The following is a 25102-nucleotide window of genomic DNA, read 5'->3' as shown; positions in this document are numbered from 1 at the left end:
ATTAAAAAGTAAAAGGCGTGTTTTAAACGCCTTTTTTGTTGCAAATAGACTGTTAGGGACTATGACACGTTGTTTATGGCGGGTGCTGGTTCTTTGTTGAAACGTGTGATCAAAACACCAAATATCGCTGCAAAGATATACATAAAAATAGAATATATGGCTGCTGGCATCGCGGCTTCACTGCTTTGCATGATGGTTAGCGCAATGGTCATAGCCAAGGTACTGTTATGAATACCAATTTCAAATGCACAGGCTCTGGCTTGAAAGCTCGATATCTTCAACAAACGTGGCACAAAATAACCAATGGTTAAGCTTGCAATACAGAACAGCGCTGTGGCTAAACCAATATGAGCAAGGTAATGCGCCAGATTGGCACGTTCTGAAATGATTGCAGCAATGATAATGAGCACTAAAAAGACCACAGCAAATATTCGGACAGGTCTTTCAAGTTTCGATGCAATCTGCGGTTTATAATGGCGAATCAACATCCCGATTAATACGGGAACTAAAATAATCACAAAGACTTGTATTATTTTACTGAGTTGTAGCCCAATTTGAGTTGAATCTTGAACAAAATGAGCGATTGAAAAGTTGACGATTAAAGGCAAAGTAAAAGCTGCAATGACCGCATTGATCGCAGTTAACGTAATATTGAGTGCAATATCACCTTTATAGAGATAACTAAATAAATTTGCGGTTGCTCCACCAGGGGATGCAGCTAATAGCATGAGTCCAACCGCAAGCATTGGCGGTAAAGCCAAAATTTTGCAGATGAGAAAGGCAATGCCGACCAAGACAACCAATTGGCAGAATAGTGCAATCAATACAGCTTTAGGGTGTTGTTTGACACGTTTAAAGTCTTTAGGCGTGAGCTCTAAGCCCAAACCAGCCATGATAATTGCAAGTGCAAGTGGCAATAAAATGGTAATCAATCCTGAATCCATAACCCAATATCCTTATAAGTGTTGGTCAAAATTTATTTTTATGATTCAAATATATGCATTATTTGATTAATTTGAAATCATTATTTTAACTTCAACACAATTAAGATGCTTGGCTTAGGATGTTTCACTTAGAGAGTCTGGAGCAATCAAGTTTGACTTAGAATTGAATATTTAAGAATAACAAACAGAAAGTAGAGTTAAGAGGGGGATTAAAGTGATTATGTCTAATCACTTTAATTACAGCTGTAACGATAAAAATAAAGACCAGAATTAATTATTGAGCTGGTACTTGTTCTACAGGATCAGCTTGAGCAGGTGCTTCGCTTGGAGCAGGTTGTGTAGGAATAGCATCTGATGCAGGTGCATTGCTATCGAGTGGAGCTGCGCCACTTGTAGGTGCTACATCACTTGTAGGCGCAGTTTCAGTTGAGCTACCTGCTGGTGCTGGCTGAGATGCAGGGTCAACTGCTGGCGCTGTTGAAGTTGAAGTGGTTGTTTCTACTGGAGCTGAAGATGCAGCTGGAACTTCTGAACCACCTGTAGGAGCAGGTGCAGTGAACTGAAGTTTACCACTTTCATTTGGCTTACATACGCCGTTGAATGTTACGCCTTTATAGCCGTAAGACACCCAATCACCTTCTTTTTTCTTGTTACATGCACGGACTTGTAGCTGAGTTTCGCTTCCTGCAGATTCAGCTTTTGCTTTCGCTTTTTTTGCTGGCGCTGCGTTGGCAAAACTTGCAGTCATTAAGCACAACGTTAAAACCGACAAAGTAGTTGAAATGGCTTTTTTCATCGCTATATCCCTTTATAAATAAATAGTTTTGGAGTATCTAAAACCGATAAGTAAAAATACATTTCGATTATGGCTTTAAAAATAAATAAATTAGTTTGATTTTAATGAGGAAAATTGTCACATCATGTAGTTCTTAACAATTTTATGTGGACATTTTTGAAATAGAATTAAATGTCATCACGTTTTTTTGCTATAATATGCAGTCTTTTTTTTTTGTATCTTGAACTATGCACTATCCTAAAGTTTACGATGTCATTGTTATCGGTGGCGGTCACGCAGGTACGGAAGCGGCACTTGCCGCAGCACGTATGGGTCGACAGACTTTGCTCTTAACTCATAACATTGAGACTTTGGGGCAAATGAGTTGTAACCCAGCCATTGGTGGTATTGGTAAATCTCATTTAGTTCGTGAAATTGATGCCCTTGGCGGTGCAATGGCATTGGCTGCCGATAAAGGCGGTATTCAATTCCGTATTTTGAACTCACGTAAAGGTGCTGCAGTACGTGCAACACGTGCACAAGCAGACCGTATCCGTTATAAAGCAGCAATCCGTCATACTTTGGAAAACCAAGCCAATTTGGATATTTTCCAACAAGCAGCGGATGACCTGATTGTAGAAGGCGATACGGTTAAAGGTGTAGTGACACAAATGGGTATTCGCTTTGACGCGAAAACTGTGGTGTTAACGACGGGTACATTCTTAGGTGGCGTGATTCACGTGGGTCTAAACAATTCATCAGGTGGTCGTGCAGGTGATCCTCCATCGATTTCATTGGCGGCTCGTTTACGTGAATTGAATTTGCCGGTGGGTCGTTTAAAAACTGGTACACCACCACGTATTGATGCACGCTCGGTTGATTTCTCTGTAATGACACCACAACCAGGTGATTTCCCATCACCGACCATGTCATTTATGGGTGATGCATCAATGCATCCTGAACAAGTGAACTGTTACATCACACATACCAACGAACGTACTCATGAGATTATTCGTGGTGGTTTAGATCGTTCGCCAATGTATACCGGTGTGATTGAAGGTGTAGGTCCACGTTACTGCCCATCGATTGAAGATAAAATCCATAAATTTGCCGATAAAGACTCGCATCAAGTGTTCTTAGAACCTGAAGGTTTAGATACACATGAACTTTATCCAAATGGTATTTCAACTTCTTTACCATTCGATGTTCAGTTTGAATTGGTTCGCTCAATTCGTGGTATGGAAAATGCGCACATTCTGCGTCCGGGTTATGCGATTGAGTATGATTACTTCAACCCACAAGCATTGAAGTTTTCTTTAGAAACCAAAGCCATTAATAACTTGTATTTTGCCGGTCAAATTAACGGTACAACAGGTTATGAAGAGGCAGGTGCTCAAGGTTTACTTGCAGGCTTAAATGCTGCACGCCGTGCTTGGGATCAAGAGCAATGGACACCTAAACGTGATGAAGCGTATATGGGTGTATTGGTTGATGATCTTATTACGCTAGGTACTAAAGAACCGTACCGTATGTTCACTTCACGTGCGGAATATCGTTTGATGCTTCGTGAAGACAATGCTGATCAACGTTTAACCTCTATTGGTCGTGAAATGGGCTTGGTGGATGATGAGCGTTGGGCAGCTTACTGTGAAAAAATGGAAGCTGTAGAGAAAGAAACAGGTCGTCTGCAACATCTTTGGGCTGCGCCAAACAACCCAATGGGTAAAAAGTTTGTTGAAATGACGGGTGCTGATCTTTCTAAAGAATGTTCTGCGATTGATTTGCTCAAACGTCCAAACATCAACTTTGCTCAAATTGCGGAACTGACAGGTTCTGAAGTTTCAGCATTTGTGGGTGAACAGATTGAAATTGCGGTGAAATACGAAGGTTATATTAACCGTCAACATCAAGATGTTGCACAAATGAAGCGTTTAGAGGAAACCAAGATTCCTGCTGATTTTGATTATGATATTGTTTCTGGTTTGTCTCGTGAAATTACTTTGAAGTTGAAAGATGTTCGTCCTGAAACACTTGCTCAAGCAAGCCGTATTCCGGGTGTAACACCTGCTGCAGTTCAGTTGGTGATGATTACGATTCGTAAAAATAACCAAGCGAAGAAATCTGCATAAGATTTTGATGTGATAAAAAACCCGCGTAATGCGGGTTTTTTATTTATGAGGCTTTATTTACTTTTTCTTCCGCTTCAAGTGTCTTTATAAGTAAAAGCTATAGTTCTATAATTTTAATCTTTGAAAATTAAGTGATTGATTTTTAATGTCATAATTATATTAATATTGTTTTATTTATTATTTTTACTCACTCCTTATTAGAACCACTACCATTGTCTCACTATTTATTCACAACATTAGCCCTGAAAATAGCCAACACATTCAAATAAATGTCTGAATTTGTTTGCTATACAGGGAGTTAAGTGATGTCACAAATACAGTCAGGAAAAATTCAAAAAATACTCACCGTGTTCTTATGCTTTTGGGTGGCTTTTTTCGAAGGCTTTGATTTGCAAGCACCAGGTATTGCAGCGAAAGGAATTGCTGAAACCTTTAGTCTAGATCAAGTGCAAATGGGCTATGTGTTTAGCCTAGGTGTATTTGGCATGCTATTCGGGGCATTCTTTGGTGGTCGTATTGCAGATTATTTCGGCCAAAAGAAAGTATTGATACTCTCTATCGCCATTTTTGGTGTCTTCTTTAGTATCACCGCTATCGCACCCAACTTAGAAATTTTATATATTGCACGCTTTCTCACAGGTCTCGGTCTAGGTGCTGCTATGCCGACCATGATTTCAGTGGTAGGCGATGAAGCAACAGAAGCCAATCGAGGCAAACTCAATAGTCTGATGTATTGTGGTTTACCAGTTGGAGCAATTTTTGTTGCTGGGCTTGCGATCTTATATAGTGACATTAAATGGCAAACCCTATTTTTAATCGGGGGGATTACGCCGTTAATTCTTATTCCTTTTATGATGTTGATATTAAAAGATAAAATAAAAGAAAAAGTTGAAAAAGTATCAGATGAAGTCGTTCCTGGAATGACTGAAATTTTATTTAAACAACAGCGCTATAAACAAACCTTACCGTTGTGGCTCAGTTTCTTTTTTACTTTAATGGTGAATTACATCCTGATTAGTTGGTTACCCAACTTACTTATGGAACAAGGTCTAGAAAAAAGCCAAGCCTTTAGTGTAATGTTGATGTTCCAAGTTGGCGCTGTAGTAGGAACATTAGGTTTAGGATACCTATTGGATCGACTTAAACTTTGGCAGATGTCAGTGATTATTTATACGGGTCTGTTGGTTGCAATCTGTATTTTATTTACCGCTCAGTTAGTACCACTATTAATTTTTGCAGGGGTAATGGGAGGTATTTTCTCTACGGGTGGTCAATCCATTCTTTATGGAATTTCACCTATTTTCTATCAGCCAAGTGGCAAAGTGACAGGGGTGGGAAGTGCAATTTCCTTAGGGCGTTTGGGCGCAATGACAGGTCCATTAATGACAGGGAAAATCCTAGCTTTGGGATTGGGTACAACGGGGATTTTAATTGCCAGTGTGCCGGGGGTTGTATTGTCAGCTTTGGCGGTAACGGCATTATCTCGTTATAAATCGCAGAAAAAATAAATCTGATTTAATCAAAAAATGGGTACATTGTTACCCATTTTCTGCTAAATGAAATTCAATAATTAAGACTTTGTGGATAAAAAACGAGCTAAATCTTGGATAATTAAACTTATTCAATACAGATATAAAAATGCAATAAATATTCTTAATGCAAAAAACAGCATACGCTTGCAATTATCATTATTTCACAGGGTTTAAAAACCGTACTACAGTAAATCTACATTCACAACAGAGGGTATGATGATGACAATGAAATCTATACGTTATAACGGTTATGAACTCGCATGCTGCACGGTGTGAGCCTCATCAACCTAAAATCAACATTACATGAATATTTGGGGCACAGATGTTCTGTAATCCATAGCCATAGAAGAAGACAACACGATTATTTCCAGAATCATATTAAAAAGTCTTATACAGAGCCACATATCATGGCTCTTTTTTTTATTTAAAAATTCACCATTGACGAGGATTGAATGTGACGTAGATACAAATTATTAGTCAATTTCATGGACAGCATGGAAAACTTCAATCGGCTCAATGCGGATAATTTTTTTACCAAAACTTCTTAACCACCAAACCAATTGCGATGTAAAAGGAACATTGGCAGAAATTTTATAAAGATCTTCAGAAATTTTGGTGATTTGCTGTTCTAAGCTGAGCTGGCTTTCGGTGAAATAAAGTGCATCGGCTTCGTGCATATAAATTTCTAAATCTACATTTTTAGTCGCTTTGGTGTAGTCGACACGAAAACCCAGTGCACCAGAGTCAATATATTTATCTATATCGAAATCGACAGGGTGCAACGCACGTGTATCGAGCACCTTGGACGATCTAAAACGGTGCAATGCAAAAGTCTGAACTTCATTTTTATCATGACGTGTACATATGAGGTAAATGATCGCACCTTTTTGAACCAAAGCTAAAGGGTTCAAAATATAAGTCTTTTCCTCGCCATGTGGGCCGCGAACACGGTAAACACACTCAATCTGTTTGTCTTGTAACAGACCTTCGTAAATCGCTTGTTGTGCCTGTTTTTCGACCACAGGTGGAATGAGCGGTTGATTGGCAGGAACAATCCGAACACGGTTAATCCATTGGCGAACATTGTTCTGTGTCGACAAGCTACGACGAGCAAGATCAAACCAAGGGGTCATTTCTTCTACTAGGCTGGGTGGGAGTAAGTGTTTTAAATGTTCCTCGACCATCATGAAGGTGACGGCTTGAGAGCTGGTCATATGTGGCAAGCTTTGTATAGGAGCATCTGAACGCCAGCGCCAGCCCTGAGGTACGGTTTTATTGCTCTCTATAGGAAATCGTTGCGAGATTTGATTGAGATCGCGTTGAATGGTTCTTAAGCTTATTTCAATGCCTTCACGCTCTAAAGTTTCTTGTAATTCACGTGTGCCCATCCATTTTCCAGTGGAGAGCCTAGAAAGAATTTGCCATTGTCGATATAGGCTATTCGAGGTTTCTTTTTCTTGTGAGGACATAATATTTTAACTAACGTTGAATAAACAAAGAATGAAAAAGCTTTGATACACCATAAAAAAACTCGTGAATTTTAGCAAGCCTCAAAAACACATTTCTATATTTGGAAACAACTTAGTGTAATTTGCAATTGAGTTGTTTGCAAAATTAAGTGATTAATGTAGTAACGATGTGCTTAGTTGTTGGCACTGAAATTGCATCTGTATTTATACAATAGATAAAAAATAAGAGGTTTGTATGCTTAAAGAAGACAAAGATACAAATTCTATTTCAGGCGCATTCGAACCAGAGGGCAACGTGGGAACATTTAAGCAAGCATTAAAGATGGATATAAAACATAACAGTACGGCATATTTATTTGATCAACTAAAATCAGAATTCTTTAATGAGATGTTGGATGACTCCACAATTAGTTTAGAAGCTTCAAAAAAGATTGAAGCTTGGTTATGCGAACATAGTTTGGATGAGCTTAAATTACTTAACTTGCAGGCAAAGGAGCACTTTTTAAATCACGGTATCACATTTACGGTTTATGGAGAGTCAGAAGGTACAGATCGCATTATTCCATTCGATTTGATCCCACGTGTCATTGCAAAACAGCAATGGAATAAAATTGAGCAAGGTTGTTCGCAAAGAGTGCGCGCGCTTAATTTATTCCTTGATGATATCTATCATGATCAAACGATTTTAAAAGAGAAAATTATTCCTGAATTACAGGTATTAACGCATGAAGCATATTTGCCACTCATGTATAAGCATGATTTAAATGGCAAAATTTATAGTCAAATTAGCGGCATTGATATTGTTCGAGACAAATCAGGCGAATTTTACGTATTGGAAGACAATTTAAGAACCCCATCGGGTGTATCTTATATGCTTGAGAGCCGTAAAATTAGTGAAAAACTGATGCCTGAATTATGTCAGGCCAATAAACTGCATGGTGTGGAGCAATATCCTCAATTACTCAAACAAATTTTGCAAGAAAATGCCTATGTGGACAATCCATTTATCGTTGTTCTGACGCCAGGACGATATAACAGCGCTTACTATGAACATTGTTTTTTAGCAAGAGAAATGGATGTACCCCTTGTAACGGGCAGTGACCTTTTTGTACAGAACAATAAGGTTTATGTTAAAACCCTACGTGGAAAACAACAAGTTGATGTAATTTATAAGCGTTTGGATGATGCTTTTTTAGATCCTTTATGTTTTATGCCTGACAGCACTTTAGGTGTGGCAGGTCTTATCTCTGCATACCTAAGTCACAATGTTGTTATTGCCAACGCACCCGGTACAGGTGTGGCAGATGACAAATCGATTTATCCTTATGTTGATAAAATGATTGAATATTACTTAGGTGAAAAACCTGTCCTAAATAATGTTCCTACTTATCAATGTCGTGAAGCTGAAGCACTTGATTATGTCCTAAACAATCTCGAAAACCTTGTGGTAAAAGAAGCTCAAGGTTCAGGTGGCTACGGCATGTTGATTGGGCCTCAAGCGTGTGAAAAAGAAATCCTAAGCTTCAAAGCGAAGCTTTTAAAATCGCCTCATTTATATATCGCACAACCAACCTTGGCGCTTTCTGTTGCACCAACGTTAACGGATGATGGTATGGGTGAGCGTCATATCGACTTGCGACCATTTGTACTGAGTTCGCCACAACGAACTGAAATCGTGCCAGGAGGTTTAACTCGTGTTGCGATGGAGAAAGGATCATTGGTTGTAAATTCTTCACAGGGTGGTGGTATTAAAGACACATGGGTTGTCGATACCTTACATTCCTAATAAAAAATGATTAAGAGGGAGAGTGACATGATTTTACTGACAAGCAATGTACAGAATATTTTTTGGGTCGGAAAATATTTGACTCGCGTACAATATTTATGTGGTCAATTCCCATTCCAAAATGATGAACAAGCGATGACCTATGCACATGCATTTTGTTTACCTGCATTTGATGCCTCATCACTCAACGAATTGGTTTTAAATCCTGAGCAGCCAGCCTCTTTTCACCAACAATTTCAGTGTGTCAAAAATAATATCCATGATCTGCGTGGCATCTTATCCATGCAAACGTACTCAGCAATGAAAAAGATGATTGATGCAGCAGATAAAAATGCAGGATACATCTGTACAGTGGTAGATGAGTGTAGTGAAGTACTTGAGGCTGAAAACGAAGATATTTTCCTATTTTATAGCTTAGGTGAATTGATGGAAAAACTTGATCATCAGATTCGATTAAATCAAAGTTATACAGACACCGTTGAAAAAATGGATGGATTGATTGAACTATTGAATCAGTATGGTTGGAATGATCTCAATGAAAAATGGGCTGAATTTAAAGCTGAGCCAAATTTTAATAATTTCTACCAGCTTAACGATCAAGTACAGTCGTTTTTTGAGGCAGATGTATGAAACTGATGATCAATCATCAAACGCATTACCAATATACTGAAACTGCGAAAAATAGCATTCAATACATCAGAATGACACCACAAAGCAATACACATCAGCAGGTGTTGTCATGGGGTATCAGTATTCCTGGTGAACAGAGTTCGCGATTGGATGCTTTTCAAAATATCTGGGTAACAGCTACGCAGCGATATGCGTATCAGAATCTCTCGATCATGGCGCAAGGTATTGTTGACATAAATGTGGATTCTCAGGTGGCGATTGATGCGGAGATGAGTCCAGTGTTTTTTTTACAAAAAACACAGAATACCTTATGCAATCCAGAAATGATCGATTTTGTACATCAACATGTACCTTACGTTTCACATGATAATTTGATCCGTTTGTCGGAAGCGCTATTGGCACATATGCCTTATATCAGTGATACTACAGGTGTAAATACCACTGCAATTCATGCATTTGAAGAGCGTCAGGGTGTTTGCCAAGATCACACACATGTTTTTTTGGCGATGTGTAAAGTGCTGGGTGTGCCCGCTCGATATGTGTCTGGTTATTTGTATGTGCCAGATACCAGTCATTTGGCGAGTCATGCTTGGGCTGAAATTTATTTAGATCAAAATTGGTATACTTTTGATGTGAGTAATCAACTTTATACGCCTGGCTCACATATTTATGTTGCCATTGGTCGTGATTATTGGGATGTTGCACCTGTGAGAGGAGTGCGAGATAAAGGTGGTATAGAAAGCATGAGTTCAATTGTGCAGGTTCTACCTTGCTAAAAGTAATACCTTAAGGATTTAGAATGACTTATTGTTGTGCAATGCGTTTAAAAGATGGTTTAGTGTTCATTAGTGATACACGAACCAATGCTGGAGTTGATCATATCTCGGTATTTCGTAAGCTTTATACCTATGGGGTGGAAGGTGAGCGCTTTATTACCATTCAAACTTCAGGGAACTTAGCAACCACACAAGCAGTCATTGGTCATCTCAAAAATCAACTAGATCTAAAAGTTGAGCCAAATTTATATAGTGTGAATAGCATGTTTGAAATGGCCGAGTTGGTTGGTCACACCTTGAAAAGAACCATTGCAGATGTCACGACAGATCAGCAAGAGCAAAGTAATTATTATTGTAGTATTTTGCTTGGCGGTCAGATTAAAGGCGAAGATATGCAACTATATAATATCTATCCGCAAGGTAATTTTATTAATGCAACGAGTGATACGCCGTTCTTTCAAATTGGTGAAAGCAAATATGGTAAACCAATTCTCGATCGTGCTTTAAAATTTGATACGCCTTTGAGTGAGGCACTGCGTTGCGGTCTGATCTCTTTTGATTCAACTTTACGTTCGAATGTATCTGTAGGTTTACCACTTGATGCGCTTATTTATCAGGCAGATAGTTTTCATGTTCCTGTTGGAAAGCGTATTTATGAAGAAGATCCTTATTTTTCAAATATTAGTAAACTTTGGTCTGAGACCTTGCGCAAAGGCTTAAACAGCTTAGAGATTCCAACAGATGATTATTGGCAGTAAAGTATTTTAATATCATTAAAATTTTGATTTAAATAATAAATTTATTTACAGCTGAATCTATTAAAACTACATTAACGGATGTCGTTTTTTATTTGGAATTGGGGAATGCTTTATCAGTTTTGTTACTGTAGTACTGCGTCAACAAAACCGCCTGAAATTTTTGATGATTTAAGAAGTATTTTAACCGAAGCATATCACTTTAATCATTATCATGAGATTTCAGGTGTCTTGTATTACGCCGATGGTTATTTTTTTCAATGTGTGGAAGGGGAAAAACAACATCTGGATCAGCTGGTTGAAAAATTAAAAAAAGATCAGCGTCATAAAGACTTAAAATTTTATGGATTTAAAATTATTGCGGAGCGCAATTTTGCTGCATGGAAAATGAAATATGTAGCAAGACATAGCGAAATAAAAACCTACTTATCTGATTTAGGATTTGATAGCTTTAACTTAAATGATTTGGATGATGATGCAATTGATATTCTACTGGATATCTTGATCAAAGCTGATGATCAGCCATTAAAAAGCCCAGATTAATTGGGCTTTTTAATGAGCTTTTAAATTTCAAGAATAACCATTCAAAATTATTTTTTCAGTACAACACGATCAGGGCGATTGCTTAAGCGACAAAGTAGTTCATAACCAATGGTGCCATTGGCATCAGCAACATCATCGACCAGTCGAGTTTTACCCCACAGTTCAACTTTTGTACCCAATGATGCTTTTAACTCAGTGTTATCAATAGCAATCATATCCATGGCTACACGACCAATGACACGTGTTAATTGTCCATCTATGGCAACGTAGTTTTGTTTTGGATAAGCACGTGGATAGCCATCTCCATAGCCAATGGAAACAATGGCAATATCCATCTCTTGTTCAGCTTTGAAGGTTGAACCATAACCTACAGTTTCGCCAGCTTGAATATGATTTAGCGCAATAATTTCTGCTTCAAAAGACATGACTGGTTTAAGGTCTAAATCATATGCGGATTTGTCGGCAAATGGTGATGCGCCGTACAACATAATGCCCGGACGGACGAAATCAAAATTCAGTTCTGGCCATTTAAAAATAGCAGCGGAGTTACAGCAAGAGGCCAAAACAGGCGTACAGGCTTCTTTGACGTGTAAAAATTGATTCTTCTGTTGTTCATTGAGCTGGTGGTTTTCAGCATCGGCATTGGCAAAGTGCATGGCCAAGACACAGGTGAAGCCTTCTGCTTTTAAATGATTGATCACATCAATAATTTCAGGCACTTTAAAACCCAAACGGTTCATACCGCTATTGAGTTTGACCCATACTTTTAGTTGCTTTGCATTGTAATGCGCTTTATGTTGTAGCAACCAATCCACTTGCTGTTGATGATGAACCACAATTTCAATATCTCGATCGATAACAATTTGCATCTCATCTGCAGAAAAAACACCTTCAATCAGTGTTATCGGTTGGTGATAGCCAAGTTCACGAATTTCTAAAGCTTCTTCTAAACATGCAACACCAAAAGCATCGGTTGCACTTAATGCTGCCAAGCAATCTTTTACACCGTGACCATATGCATTGGCTTTCACCATACTGACAATTTTAGCGGATGGGGCAAGTTGTTTGACGCGATTTAAATTATATTGAAGTGCTTCTTGATCAATATAAACAGTTGCTTGGCGCACCTGAAATACTCCTAATTTGAGAGAATGCTTTTAAATTGAAAAAAACTAAACAAAGTAGACAATACGGGTGTTAGTCATTTGCGCAATATTGTATGCCCATGTTCATGAAATACATATCACAATTTTAAATTTCACTAAATTTTATCAATATGTTCAGGTTCTGAAAGAATCATCGTGGGCATTATTATCATTATGCAATGTTGGATGAGGGCAATTGATTTAAAAATTTCAACAGAATTTAACAACTTGCAACAGCATGAAAAAGTTATTCTATAAGTTAAAGATGAACAAATTAACAGGAATGAAAATGAAAAAATGGTTTTGTGTGGCGAGTGTATTATTGATGATTTTAAGTGCTCAAGCCAATGCCGCGATTGGTCAATTTAGGATACTTAAAAATGATCCTAAACAATATACGGAGGAGTCCATTAGACTAGAGACCAATAAGGGTAAATTGGTGATTTATTCAGTGAACTTATCCAAAGAGACATACCGAAAGCTATCTAATTTGAAAAAGAATCAATGTATTTCATTGACCGTTCCAGATCAGTTCCATAAACATAATGGCGTATATAGTATTGATAACTTAAAGCGTTTAAAGATCGTAAATTGCAATCGTTAAAAAATGGATCTTTAAGATCCATTTTTTTTCTTACTCTTCATCATCATACTGCGCATAGTACTCAGGTGATAGGTTACTAAAACGTGTGTATTGACCTTCAAAAGCTAAACGCACAGTACCAATTGGTCCGTTACGTTGTTTACCAATAATCACTTCCGCAGTACCTGCTTCTTTGGATTCTTTGTTGTAGACTTCATCACGATAAATAAACATGATCAAATCGGCATCCTGCTCGATGGCACCTGATTCACGTAAGTCAGACATTACAGGGCGTTTGTTTGGGCGGTTTTCCAGCGAGCGGTTCAACTGAGAAAGCGCAATAACAGGGCACTGCATTTCTTTGGCTAGGGCTTTGAGTGAGCGCGAAATTTCACCAATCTCACCAACACGGTTATCACCCATACCTGGCACTTTCATCAGTTGTAAGTAATCGACCATGATACAGCCGAGTTTGCCCCCGTGTTGCTTGGCAATACGACGCGCACGTGCACGCATTTCTGTTGGTGGTAGAGCAGATGAGTCATCAATATAAAGATGCTTTTCTTGGAGCTGTAGGATGGTGCCTGTAACTTTAGACCATTCATCCCCATCCATTTTACCTGAACGTAAATGTCCTTGATGAACTCGACCCCAAGATGAAATCAGACGCATTGCGATCGAATCTGCAGGCATCTCCATGGAGAATACAAGTGCTGGTAGATTACTATTAAATAAAACGCTTTCGACCAGATTCATGGCAAGAGTGGTTTTACCCATAGATGGACGGGCAGCCACGATGATCATGTCGCCTGCTTGCATCCCTGAGGTTTTATTGTCTAATTCAACAAAACCTGTACTTAAACCCGTAATGCTGCCTTCAAGCTGTGAAAGTTCATCGAGTTTGGTAATTAAGTCGGCAGTAACGCTACTGATCGGTTTTGGACCTTGCGCTTTAGCATTATTGTTATGTTGTTCTGCGATAGAGAAAATATTGGTTTCAGCCAAATCTAAAATTTCACTGACCTCACGACCTTTGGTGTCATAAGCATTTTGCAGGATTTCATTCCCGACTTTAATCATATTTCTTAAAGTGGCAAATTCACGAATTTTAGTGGCATAGGTTTCTAAGTTATAGAAGCTGGCAGGGGAGTCAGCCATCAGTTGCATTAAGTATTCTTCACCGCCAACTGCATCCAATAAATTTTGCTTAATCAGCCAATCGTTAACCAATACAGCATCGTAAGGTGAGCCTTCTTTATTGAGTTGCTCGATGGCACGGAAGATATATTTGTGACGGGTCGCGTAAAAGTCATTTTCATTGAGAACATCGCTGACTTGTTCGAATGATTCCGCAACGGTCATCAAAGCAGCGAGAACGGCTTGTTCAATCGCCAAATTATGTGGAGGCGTACGAAACTCTTTTAAAGATGCCGATTCGGTTTTCTTTGAATCCGCATTAAAATTATTTGTATTTACTTTGGCAGTCGCCTGAGACATATAAAACCTTGATTTTTAATGAGAACAACAAAAAATGAATGCTTACAGACTTATCTTAAAGCAAAAATAAAATTCAAGATACCATTATCTAATTCAAAATATAGATCGTATAAATTTAAGTGTTGTAAGTCACTTTGTGTGTTTCAACAAGCGCTTGATTTGGAAATAAAAGTTGAGAAAAAATTTACTTGATATAACCAAAATTTAGAGATAAAAAAAGAGCATGCGAACGCATGCTCTTTTTTTTGCAAAAATTACTCAGATACGATAGTAACGAGAACTTCAGCAACAACATCATGATGCAATTGAATTGCGATGTTGAATTCGCCAGTGTGACGTAGCGCACCGTTAGGTAAACGTACTTCAGCACGGTCAACTTCAAGACCAGCATTTGTCAACGCGTCAGCGATGTCACGAGTACCGATTGAACCGAATAGTTTACCTTCGTCACCAGCTTTCGCAGTGATTACGATATTTACTTCGTTCAATTGATCAGCACGTGCTTGAGCAGCAGCTAATACTTCAGCTTCTTGCTTCTCAAGTTCAGCACGACGAGCTTCGAATGCAGCAGTGTTAGCTTCAGTAGCTGCTACTGCTTTACCTTGAGGGATAAGGTAGTTACGGCCGTAACCAGCTTTAACTGATACTTTATCGCCTAATTTACCAAGGTTTTTAATGCGTTGTAATAAGATAATATCCACAGCTCAACCTCACTTATGATTGTCAGTGTAAGGAATCAACGCTAAATAGCGAGCTTGTTTAATCGCAAGCGCTAATTGACGTTGGTAACGAGCTTTAGTACCTGTAATACGGCTAGGAACAATCTTGCCGTTTTCAGTGATGTACTGTTTTAAAGTATCGATATCTTTGTAGTCGATGTACGTAACGTTCTCAGCTGTAAAGCGGCAGAACTTGCGACGACGGTAAAAACGTGCCATTGATGTTCTCCTTAAGCTTCAGCAGAATCTTGAACTTGTTGTGCTTCTTCACGTTGAGCTTTACGCGCACGTTTTTCTTCAGCACTTTTAGCAAGTAAAGATTCTTCAGTGATTGCGTGTTCACGACGAATAATAACATTACGAAGGATTGCATCGTTGTAACGGAACAATTCTTCTAATTCATTAAGCGTAGTTTGGTTACATTCGATGTTCATCAAAATGTAATGCGCTTTATGAATTTTGTTAATTGGGTATGCCAATTGACGACGGCCCCAATCTTCTAAACGGTGAATTTGACCTTCAGCATCTTTGATGTGAGAAATGTAGCGTTCTACCATTCCCACAACTTGATCGCTTTGGTCTGGGTGTACCAGAATTACGATTTCGTAGTGACGCATTGTCAGCTCCTTACGGTTTATACAGCCCCTAACGTGATCGTTAGAAGCAAGGAGTCACAACTGAATGTAAAAAACAAACAGTATGTGCCGCATAAATTGCGAGGCGCTTATTATAGGAAAGATTAAAGTTAATTACAAACTAATCTTTTATTTAGTTTATAAAATAAATTGAAATGTCAAAATGACTATTCTGCTGGAAGTGTCGTTTTTAAAATTCCAGTCTGTTTTTTATATTTGTAGCAATAATTCATCCATATTTTCGATTCATTTATAGATAAAAATTATTTAGAGACGACTCCTATGATCGATCAATTTTTATATTTAGAAGATATCCATAGTGAAAAAGCACTCGCTTGGGTGGAACAACAAAATCAGACCACTAAGCGAAAATTTGTGGATAATGAAAGATTTAAACCGCTCTATAAAAGTGTTGAGAAAATTTTATTAAATACCAAGGCTCTGCCTTATATCAGCCGTAAAGGTCGATTTGTATACAATCTTTGGCAAGATGAAAATAATCCATTGGGAGTGTGGCGTCGTACTACGCTAGAGGATTATCAGAACGATCATATTGAATGGGAGGTTTTGATTGATTTTGATCAAATTAGTCAGCAAGAGAATACACAATGGTTTTTCGCAGAAGCTTATTTGCTTCAACATGATGATCAATATTGTCTAGTGAGTTTAGCAAAAGAAGGCTCTGATTCCGTACAAGTAAGGGAATTCAATCTTCAAAAGAAAATCTTTGTTGAGAATGGTTTTTTCATCGATACAGCTAAAACCCATACAAGCTGGATTAATCAAGATGAAATTTATGTGATGTCAGATTTTGGTGCAGATAGTTTAACTCGATCAGGATATGCCAAAACAGTAAAACGATGGAAACGCGGAACAGCTTTAGATCAGGCGCATACGGTTTTTGAAGTGAGTGATGAAGATATGATGGCTTCTGCCTATTTTGATCACTCAATAGGTTTTGAGAAACACGTTTTTAATCGAATAAAAAACTTTTATGAAAATGAGTGTTTTATTGGTGAGCAGCAACAAAAATTAGATATTCCATTAGACGCTGAAGTCTCGTTTTCCCGTAATTTTATGTTATTGGAATTAAAATCAGATTGGGAGATTGGCTCAGAATATAAAGCAGGTGGTTTATGGATAATCGATTTTGATGATTTTTTACAAGGGGATCGAAATTTTAAATTGATAATTCAATCCACAAAAGAAAAAATCCTTAGTGGCTATACATATACCCAAGACTATTTGATCTTAAATATTTTGAAAGATGTGTGTAACTATCTGGAAATTTACGATATTCACAATGGATTAACTTATATAGATCAAATTGTTTCCGATGAGGATTATTCAGTCATTTCAATAGAATCAGTAGAAAATGATCATAACGAAGTCATTTTTACGGTTGAAAGTTTTATTACGCCACCAACACAATATCTAATTGATTTGGACACCAAGCAAAAGACCAAATTAAAGGTCAGTCAGCATACTTTAGATTCATCTGATTATTGTGTAGAACAGCATTTTGCTGAGTCTAAAGATGGTACAAAAATTCCATATTTTCAAATTTCAAAAAAATTAAACACAGTTGGGCCTAAACCAGTACTCATGGAAGGATATGGTGGTTTTGAAGTTTCGATGGTGCCACATTTTATCGAGGTGGAAATTCATTCTTGGATTGATCGAGGAGGAGTATATGTCCTCACCAATATTCGTGGAGGGGCAGAGTATGGTGCAAATTGGCATCGTCAAGCCTTAAAACAAAATCGGCATAAGTCTTATGAAGATTTCGCCGCAATTGCTGAAGATTTAATTCACAGAAAAATAACTGTAAAAGAAAAACTGGCTGCGGTAGGTGGAAGTAATGGTGGCTTGTTGATGGGGAACATGCTCACTCAATATCCACAACTTTTCGCTGCGATTGTTTGTGAAGTTCCATTGCTTGATATGATACGTTATACGCAAATTGGTGCAGGGCATTCATGGATTGCTGAATATGGTGATCCTGAAAATAAAGATGAAATCGAGATTTTAAAAACAATTTCTCCTTATCATTTGTTGGATGCTCAAAAGGATTATCCAAAAATTTTATTTTATACCATTACCAGCGATGATCGTGTTACGCCAGTGCATGCACGAAAAATGGCAGCAAAAATGCACGCCATGAATATTGATAACGTTTATTTTTATGAACAGCAACAAGGGGGTCATAGTATGTCTGCAAATAAAAAGCTCTCAGCTTTTCATACGGCATTGATGATGACATTTTTAATGGATGAAATTGGAATGGAAGGTTAACATTAAAAAAATTAATGTTTTTAAAGTTGATGATTTAAAAATTGATGTTTTGGTTTTTTTTCTAAGCAATCGTTTTTATGAAGTTCCTGAACATCCAAGTTGTTTATTTGGGTGTTCTCAATAAAAAAACCACATAGCCTTTAAAATTAGGATCTTTATTTAAATTGATTTTTTGATCCCAAAGACCGTGTTGCACAATGCCAATTTTATAGGGCAGTTTGAGCGTAGCAATTTTTTGAATATATTGCTGATAATTTGGAATGGTTGTAGAGCCCTGATAGGTTTGGATGACCAATTCATCTAGTGAGTTTCGAAGCATGTTTAAAGTGTTGGGATCTCGCTGATTGGTCCAATCCATAAGTCCTGTGATACTGAGCTTGTATTTTACAGGTAATTGTTTACGGATTTTGTCGAGGAAAAGTGCATATTCCTTGAGATTCTTGGTTTTAGAATCATAATCGATTTGAATGCCGACAATCTGGTTGCCTGCATTTTCCCATTGACGAACACGTTTTAAAATCAAATTCAGTTCTTGGTTTTGCCAAATTAAATGATGATTACGAAAAACCAGCCAAACTTTTTGTCGAGGAAGCTTAAGCACACCTACGCCATGTTGGGTAAATGTAGACGTATGAGTGTGGCGATCTAAACGAAATTCGCCTTGTAAGATATACAGCTCTTTTGCTTGAGACAGATAGGGTGCAGAAGAAATTCTGCCCCATATCCAAAAAGAACGGTAATCATTGGCATTGACTTGATTTTGCTTTGCTACTGCTTGAGTATTGAGGAGCATCAATAAACTCAAAATAAGAAAATAAAATCCTGTACGGAAACCTATTTTTTTTAACACTTAAATTACCAATAATATTTCAAGGATTTTGCCCATGAAGTATTTGGATATTCACTTTTAATGCGGTCATACCATTGTTTTCTAACTGATTTAGACACTTCTTCATCGCCACAATCGTTGATACCACTTGGTGCATAACATTGAATTGCACGATACAGGGCATAAGCTTGTAAATCACCTTTAGGTCCATTTTTAATGATTTCTTTATAGGTATTTCCGCGTGCAAATAATGGACCTTTGAATACTTTATCTTCATATTGAAATAAATCGTAAGTATAGGCTTTGTCACTGCGCACATATTCACCTAAACATACGTTGAGAAATAGGTCTTTAGGCGTATGGGCGAGTTTTAAACTGAGATTTTTTAAATCTGGACATTTCAGCGCTGGTGTAATGGTTGAGCCATTCCAAATAAAATTAGCAAAAGGTGGTTTGTCTTTATATTTATTGTCAGTCTGACTGCCTTGGTATTGGGCTGCATCTGTGGGCAATAAAGGATATGTTTCATTAAATAACTTGAAGTTTTGATGACTTAAAGATTTGATTAAAAGTGTATAAACGGCTAATTGTTTTTGATCTGCCGTACTCTGTTTTGCTTGAGTAATGTTTTTTAGCGAATTTTCATTTGCAAACTGAGTCATAAATCTTCTTTGAAAATATGCCTGACGAATTTTGGCATTATTTCCAATGAAAGCATTAAAATCTTGTTTTTGATTTAAATGCGGCACAAGCATGGCTTCAAACAAGCTACGTTGTTCATTGTTCTTGGCTTTAGAATAAAGTTGATTCCAATACTCAGCTGCATTTTGAGGTGTGGTTTTTTCAATAATTTCACCTCGAAGAAAAGCTTGGCTTAAATCTAAGTAATGATTAAAAGACGAGGGTTGTGGCAAAAGTCGTAATGCTTCTTGTGGTTTTTTTTGTACATAGAACAAGTGAACTGCTTGTAAATAATTGAACAAAGCAGGGTGTTGTTTAAAAACTTCTTTCTGTGCATTGAGTGCTGACCAAGAGATGGGTTGATACGCTTCAGTTGTTGATGAGCGCATATACATCAAGTCGTAAGTCGCTAATAAAAATGGATCATTGAATATTTTGGGGTTGATTGCTCTGCCATCAAAAATTTTACGATCGACTTCTTCTGGGAATGTTTGCATATCAAGGTTGTATAATTTTGATTTAGGATTGTTAATCTGCCATGCCATTTCATTGGCTAATAAATCTTTGCGACCAGACAACCAGAAGCCACGACGTAGGTAACCACGCGCACTCGCTGCATATTGCCCTTTTGGATAGAGTTTTAAATATGCTGTAATCTGCTCAAAATATTCTTTAAGAAAATTTGCATTGATTTTATTGACTTCTAAATCGCCATATTGACCCACACCCGTAGCATAAGCTTCATTTAAGTGACTTCGAATCAGCATATATTGTGCTGTTTCTTTTAACCATGCATCTTCAACTTTAGCCAATACTGAATAAATTTTAGTTGCTGTGGAATAGTTAGTATTATAAAAAGAGATACTTGCATTTAAATAAGATGCATATTGACGCGTAGTTGCAGACCATGATGAATCGACATTGATTAGCGGCATTTTGCTATTACATTCTATAATTTGAGCGCGGGCGTCTAACAATATTTTCTTTTCACGATCAGGAATCTTAACGTTGCTTTTAACTTGTTGAGCAAAATCTTTTTGCCCTGTTTTTAGAGTTTGGCAACGTTCATCATAAATGTTGAGAGTGAATTCTGATGATTTACGTTGATTTGGAATTTTATTTTCAACGAAATCTGAGATTGTTCCAGCTTCAAATGGAACGTTGGTTTGATAGGATTGCCATAAACTGTTAGTTAAGGATGGAGCGGGTTTAATTGTAGCTAAACCTAAATCGCTTAATAAAAGATGCATATTGGTAATGTTGTCATTCGATGGAATTAAAACGGGTAAATTACCGCATCTCTGATATTGGTTATGATTGAGTTGAAAAATAGGTTCACACACGTCTTCAAAACCTGCATGTGCAGATGTAGATTGAAAAATCATGGTCAATAAACTTGAAAGACACAAAGCGGGTAGGCGAATATTTTTATTGATGATCATGGTCTTAATTTCGATTGTTTATATGTTGTTTATAATAATAAAAATGAATAATGAATAAACCACATTTTAAAAATAAAAAAAAGATAGAGTAAAACTCTATCTTTTTAAAATATCGGTAAGTTCGGTGCTGGAGAATGATAGGTAAAGAGAAAACTTATACTTAAGATGGTAATGAGTGTCACCGAAAATAAGAAAAATCGTTTTGCCCAAATTTGATCATTTTCAGCGTTAAAACCTAAAATCCCAATATAGAACCAGTAAATACATAACGCATTTAAAATGACTAAATACATCCAGTTGGTATAACCAAAGACATACAGAGCATTCATTACAATCGTAAACAAAACGATATAAATCAAAGATTCAATTTTTGTTCGATGAATCGAACGAGCAACAGGAAGAATGGGAACGCCTGCATTTTTATAATCGTCAAAACGATAAATCGCAATACCCCATGAATGCGGCATTTGCCATAATGCATAACCAATGAAAATCAACAATGCTGCAACGTCAAATTGACCCGCAACTGCTGTATATCCAATCACTGGAGGACTTGCTCCAGATAAGCTACCCACTACAGTTTGATGAATCGTGGTTCTTTTTGTCCATAAGCTATAAAAAAACACATAGACAATAAAACCAATCACTGCAAATAAAAATGCGTAAGCATTCACTTCAAACCAAAGTATTGAAAAACCCAATACACCCAGTACAAAAGCAAATGCCATTGCAACAGAAGGGGAAATGGTTTTTTTTACTAAGGCTCTGTTCCTAGTGCGTTGCATTTTATGATCAATATCTTGATCAATCACATTGTTTACAACACAACCCGAAGCAACCACAAGTGTTGTTCCAAGTAATGTAAGGAAGAGGAGAAGGAAATCTACAGAACCTTGAGTGGCTACAAAGTAGCCACCCAAAGTGGTAACGAAGTTACCAAAGAGAATTCCTGGTTTAGTCAGGAATAAATACTTTTTTAACATGACAATCAGTTTAGATCATCATATTAGAGTGCAAGTAGTTCATGATCCATACAGAACCAACTAACAATACAGCAATAGTCAGAATTGTATAAATGAATGCAATCACGTTCCAGCGTTGCTCAGAAGATGAATTCATGTGCAAGAAGAAGACTAATTGAACAAGAACCTGAGCAATCGCTGTAATTGCGATTGTTGCAACAATTGCACCACGGCTAAAACTGTCAGTGTTCATTGCCATATAGAATGGAACAACGGTTAATACAACTGAAAGAATAAAGCCAATTGTGTATTGTTTAACAGTGCCGTGCGAAGCACCAGCAGCATTATGTTCGTGACTCATTATAATACTCCCATCAAGTACACTACGCTGAATACGCAGATCCATACGATGTCAAGGAAGTGCCAGAATAAGCTTAGGCATGCTAGACGACGTGTATTGATTGTAGTCAAACCATTATTTTTGATTTGAATCATTAACACGATCATCCACACCAAACCTGAAGTAACGTGAATACCGTGCGTACCAACTAAAGTAAAGAACGCAGATAAGAACGCACTTGTGCTTGGACCATGACCAGCATGAACTAAATGATTGAACTCATAAAGTTCCATGCCAATGAACGAAGCACCGAATACAAAAGTCACAGCAAGCCAAGTTAAAACTTGACCCACGTTCTTTTTGTAAGAAGCAAGCACTGCAAAACCAAATGTCACAGAAGAAATCAAGAGAGCGAAAGTTTCAGTTAAAACGAAACCTAAAGACTCACCGAATAATTCATGTGGAGTTGGAGTTCCAGCAGGAATATGACTGCTTAATACAGCGAAAGCGATGAAGAGTGTACCGAATAAAATCAAGTCACTCATCAAATAAACCCAAAAACCAAAGACAGTGATGTCTGTATCATCATGATGATGTTCATCATGTCCATGGCTTTCGTGATGAAGTACTTCACTCATTTGCTTAGTCCTTCTTCAAATGTTTTTCAAGTAACGCGTAACGTTCATTTTCAATGCGTTCAACTTCAGCAGCTGGAACATAGTAATCAACTTTCTTAGTGAATGAAGATACGATGAAGCTGATGATTGCCGCAACAAACGAAACAACAATTAACCACCAAATGTGCCAGATTAGCGCAAAGCCCATTACTGTAAGAATTAAGCCGATAACGATACCAGCAGCACGGTTAGTTGGCATGTGAACGTCTTCATATTTAGCAGGACGTGCATACGCAACACCATTTTCTTTATCAGTCCAGAAACGGTCGATACCTTTCGCATCAGGAAGAGCAGCAAAGTTATAAAACGGAGCTGGAGAAGAAGTAGACCATTCTAGAGTACGAGCATCCCAAGGGTCGCCAGTAACATCCATAGTTTTCTCACGTTGTAAGTAACCCACAACGATTTGAAGAATGAAACATGCAATACCAATGGCAACAAGTACAGCACCGAAAAGCGCAATTGCTAGGTACGGATCCCAATCTGGGTTGTCATAAGAGTTCAAGCGACGAGTCATACCCATGAAACCAAGGATATAAAGTGGCATGAATGCAAAATAGAAACCGAAGAACCAGAACCAGAAGCATGCTTTGCCCCAGAATTCACTAAGTTTCCAACCAAACATTTTTGGCCAGTAGAAAGTGATACCTGCGAACATCGCGAATACAACACCACCAATAATTACGTTATGGAAGTGGGCGATCAAGAATAATGAGTTGTGTACCAAGAAGTCAGCTGGTGGAACAGCCATCAATACACCAGTCAAACCACCGATACCGAAAGTTACTAGGAAGCCTAGTGTCCAGTACATTGGTGAAGTGAATGTAATACGACCCTTATACATGGTGAATAACCATGAGAAGATTTTCACACCAGTAGGAATCGCAATAACCATAGTCATGATACCGAAGAACGCGTTAACGTTGGCACCTGAACCCATAGTGAAGAAATGGTGAACCCATACAACAAACGCAAGAACTGTAATTGCGATAGTTGCATAAACCATTGACTTGTAACCGAACAATGTTTTGCGAGAGAACACTGAAGTTACTTCTGAGAAAATACCAAATGCTGGTAATACCAAGATGTAAACTTCTGGGTGACCCCAAGTCCAAATCAAGTTCACATACAACATTGGGCTACCGCCTAAGTCGTTTGTGAAGAAGTGGAAACCGAAGTAACGGTCAACAGTAAGCATTGCTAAAGTTGCAGTTAATACTGGGAATGATGCAATGATCAGAATCGCAGCACATAAAGATGTCCACGTAAAGATCGGCATATCCATAAGGCTCATGCCAGGTGCACGCATTTTAATAATGGTAACAAAGAAGTTAACACCAGTTAAAAGTGTACCTAGACCTGAAACCTGAAGTGCCCAGATATAGTAGTCAACACCAACGCCTGGAGAGTATTCGATACCTGATAGTGGAGGGTAAGCCATCCAACCAGTTGCAGCGAATTCACCAATTGCAAGTGAAGCCATCATTAAGCCTGCAGCACCGGCAAATAACCAGAAGCTCAAAGAGTTTAATAATGGGAATGCAACGTCACGTGCACCGATTTGAAGCGGTACAGCAATGTTCATTAAACCTACAACAAGACCCATTGCTACGAAGAAGATCATGATTACGCCATGGGCAGTAAAGATCTGATCGTAATGTTCTGGGTGTAAATAACCTTCACCACCGCCTTTAGCGAGGAAAAGTTGTAAACGCATCATAATCGCATCGGCAAAACCACGCACAAGCATGACTGTCGAAACGAGAAGATACATAATACCAATTTTTTTATGGTCTACAGAGGTAAACCATTCAGTCCACAGGTAGTTCCATTTTTTGAAGTAAGTAATACCGCCAACAATAGCAATACCACCTAAGATCATCATCGCAACTGTAACCAACACGATTGGATCGTGTGGAATTACGTCTGGACCTAACTTACCTAATAATAAGCTCATG

General features: G+C 37.9%; 22 protein-coding genes and 1 pseudogene. 9 read left to right on the top strand and 14 right to left on the bottom strand.

Annotation, left to right across the window (positions count from 1 at the left end; genetic code table 11):
* Window positions 1–59 precede the first annotated feature (59 nt).
* The gene (locus G8E00_RS09990; protein WP_166224245.1) at window positions 60–944 is read right to left on the bottom strand and encodes a bile acid:sodium symporter family protein; all 885 of its coding nucleotides are present in this window, start codon (window positions 942–944) and stop codon (window positions 60–62) included.
* Window positions 945–1218: 274 nt separating this feature from the next.
* Entirely contained in the window at window positions 1219–1740 is a 522-nt protein-coding gene (locus tag G8E00_RS16425; protein WP_227591355.1) for a hypothetical protein, read from the bottom strand.
* Between the two features lie 227 nt (window positions 1741–1967).
* On the opposite strand from G8E00_RS16425, the gene mnmG reads away from it, so the two are divergent.
* A complete protein-coding gene (mnmG, locus tag G8E00_RS09980) occupies window positions 1968–3848 on the top strand; it encodes a tRNA uridine-5-carboxymethylaminomethyl(34) synthesis enzyme MnmG (RefSeq protein WP_166009313.1) in 1881 nt (626 codons plus the stop codon).
* Window positions 3849–4153: 305 nt separating this feature from the next.
* Window positions 4154–5356 (top strand): 3-(3-hydroxy-phenyl)propionate transporter MhpT, encoded by a 1203-nt coding sequence (gene mhpT / locus G8E00_RS09975; RefSeq protein WP_166224242.1) that lies wholly within the window; start codon window positions 4154–4156, stop codon window positions 5354–5356.
* Window positions 5357–5853: 497 nt separating this feature from the next.
* Here the strand turns inward: mhpT and G8E00_RS09970 are convergent, their stop codons facing one another.
* Complete coding sequence (locus tag G8E00_RS09970) at window positions 5854–6849, bottom strand: helix-turn-helix transcriptional regulator (protein ID WP_166009317.1); 996 nt, start codon at window positions 6847–6849, stop codon at window positions 5854–5856.
* A gap of 352 nt (window positions 6850–7201) precedes the next feature.
* Between G8E00_RS09970 and G8E00_RS09965 the strand changes: the two are divergent.
* The 5 genes and pseudogenes from G8E00_RS09965 to G8E00_RS09945 all read left to right on the top strand — a co-directional run.
* Window positions 7202–8635 (top strand): annotated as a pseudogene (locus tag G8E00_RS09965) (circularly permuted type 2 ATP-grasp protein); the annotation flags it as partial.
* Window positions 8636–8662: 27 nt separating this feature from the next.
* Window positions 8663–9265, top strand: a complete 603-nt coding sequence (locus G8E00_RS09960; RefSeq protein ID WP_166224236.1) for an alpha-E domain-containing protein — start codon at window positions 8663–8665, stop codon at window positions 9263–9265.
* Complete coding sequence (locus G8E00_RS09955; RefSeq protein WP_166224233.1) at window positions 9262–10041, top strand: transglutaminase family protein; 780 nt, start codon at window positions 9262–9264, stop codon at window positions 10039–10041. The genes G8E00_RS09960 and G8E00_RS09955 overlap by 4 nt, the downstream gene beginning before the upstream one ends.
* Before the next feature lie 23 nt (window positions 10042–10064).
* Window positions 10065–10799 (top strand): proteasome-type protease, encoded by a 735-nt coding sequence (locus tag G8E00_RS09950; protein ID WP_166009325.1) that lies wholly within the window; start codon window positions 10065–10067, stop codon window positions 10797–10799.
* A 105-nt stretch (window positions 10800–10904) separates the two neighbouring features.
* Window positions 10905–11339, top strand: coding sequence for a BLUF domain-containing protein (locus G8E00_RS09945; RefSeq protein WP_166224230.1), 435 nt, complete (start codon window positions 10905–10907; stop codon window positions 11337–11339).
* Between the two features lie 47 nt (window positions 11340–11386).
* Here G8E00_RS09945 and alr read toward each other — a convergent pair whose 3' ends face one another.
* Window positions 11387–12466 (bottom strand): alanine racemase, encoded by a 1080-nt coding sequence (gene alr / locus G8E00_RS09940; RefSeq protein ID WP_166224227.1) that lies wholly within the window; start codon window positions 12464–12466, stop codon window positions 11387–11389.
* A gap of 307 nt (window positions 12467–12773) precedes the next feature.
* Between alr and G8E00_RS09935 the strand changes: the two genes are divergently transcribed.
* On the top strand, window positions 12774–13088 hold the full coding sequence (locus G8E00_RS09935) for a hypothetical protein (protein WP_166009331.1): 315 nt from the start codon (window positions 12774–12776) through the stop codon (window positions 13086–13088).
* 30 nt (window positions 13089–13118) lie between these two features.
* Here the strand turns inward: G8E00_RS09935 and dnaB are convergent, their stop codons facing one another.
* The 4 genes from dnaB to rpsF all read right to left on the bottom strand — a co-directional run bounded on the left by dnaB (window position 13119) and on the right by rpsF (window position 15900).
* Window positions 13119–14564 (bottom strand): replicative DNA helicase, encoded by a 1446-nt coding sequence (gene dnaB / locus G8E00_RS09930; RefSeq protein WP_166009333.1) that lies wholly within the window; start codon window positions 14562–14564, stop codon window positions 13119–13121.
* A 254-nt stretch (window positions 14565–14818) separates the two neighbouring features.
* On the bottom strand, window positions 14819–15265 hold the full coding sequence (gene rplI, locus G8E00_RS09925) for a 50S ribosomal protein L9 (RefSeq protein WP_035267617.1): 447 nt from the start codon (window positions 15263–15265) through the stop codon (window positions 14819–14821).
* Window positions 15266–15274: 9 nt separating this feature from the next.
* Window positions 15275–15502 (bottom strand): 30S ribosomal protein S18, encoded by a 228-nt coding sequence (gene rpsR / locus G8E00_RS09920; RefSeq protein ID WP_004719336.1) that lies wholly within the window; start codon window positions 15500–15502, stop codon window positions 15275–15277.
* A gap of 11 nt (window positions 15503–15513) precedes the next feature.
* A complete protein-coding gene (gene rpsF / locus G8E00_RS09915; protein ID WP_166009335.1) occupies window positions 15514–15900 on the bottom strand; it encodes a 30S ribosomal protein S6 in 387 nt (128 codons plus the stop codon).
* A gap of 300 nt (window positions 15901–16200) precedes the next feature.
* Here rpsF and G8E00_RS09910 point away from each other — a divergent pair, with 300 nt between their 5' ends.
* Window positions 16201–18213 (top strand): prolyl oligopeptidase family serine peptidase, encoded by a 2013-nt coding sequence (locus G8E00_RS09910; protein ID WP_166224224.1) that lies wholly within the window; start codon window positions 16201–16203, stop codon window positions 18211–18213.
* A gap of 103 nt (window positions 18214–18316) precedes the next feature.
* Here G8E00_RS09910 and G8E00_RS09905 read toward each other — a convergent pair whose 3' ends face one another.
* The 6 genes from G8E00_RS09905 to cyoB all read right to left on the bottom strand — a co-directional run bounded on the left by G8E00_RS09905 (window position 18317) and on the right by cyoB (window position 25101).
* The gene (locus G8E00_RS09905) at window positions 18317–19006 is read right to left on the bottom strand and encodes a DUF3142 domain-containing protein (protein WP_166226506.1); all 690 of its coding nucleotides are present in this window, start codon (window positions 19004–19006) and stop codon (window positions 18317–18319) included.
* Window positions 19007–19068: 62 nt separating this feature from the next.
* On the bottom strand, window positions 19069–21165 hold the full coding sequence (locus G8E00_RS09900) for a hypothetical protein (protein ID WP_166224221.1): 2097 nt from the start codon (window positions 21163–21165) through the stop codon (window positions 19069–19071).
* 104 nt (window positions 21166–21269) lie between these two features.
* On the bottom strand, window positions 21270–22148 hold the full coding sequence (gene cyoE, locus G8E00_RS09895; RefSeq protein WP_166224218.1) for a heme o synthase: 879 nt from the start codon (window positions 22146–22148) through the stop codon (window positions 21270–21272).
* 10 nt (window positions 22149–22158) lie between these two features.
* Window positions 22159–22491, bottom strand: coding sequence for a cytochrome o ubiquinol oxidase subunit IV (gene cyoD / locus G8E00_RS09890; RefSeq protein ID WP_171522922.1), 333 nt, complete (start codon window positions 22489–22491; stop codon window positions 22159–22161).
* Window positions 22488–23105, bottom strand: coding sequence for a cytochrome o ubiquinol oxidase subunit III (gene cyoC, locus G8E00_RS09885; RefSeq protein ID WP_166009345.1), 618 nt, complete (start codon window positions 23103–23105; stop codon window positions 22488–22490). The genes cyoD and cyoC overlap by 4 nt, the downstream gene beginning before the upstream one ends.
* A 4-nt stretch (window positions 23106–23109) precedes the next feature.
* The gene (cyoB, locus tag G8E00_RS09880; RefSeq protein ID WP_166009347.1) at window positions 23110–25101 is read right to left on the bottom strand and encodes a cytochrome o ubiquinol oxidase subunit I; all 1992 of its coding nucleotides are present in this window, start codon (window positions 25099–25101) and stop codon (window positions 23110–23112) included.
* Window position 25102: the final 1 nt, after the last annotated feature.

Source organism: Acinetobacter shaoyimingii (genome assembly GCF_011578045.1).
Taxonomy (GTDB): domain Bacteria; phylum Pseudomonadota; class Gammaproteobacteria; order Pseudomonadales; family Moraxellaceae; genus Acinetobacter; species Acinetobacter shaoyimingii.
Note: the sequence above shows the minus strand (reverse complement) of the source record. Positions and strands in the feature narration are given on the sequence as shown.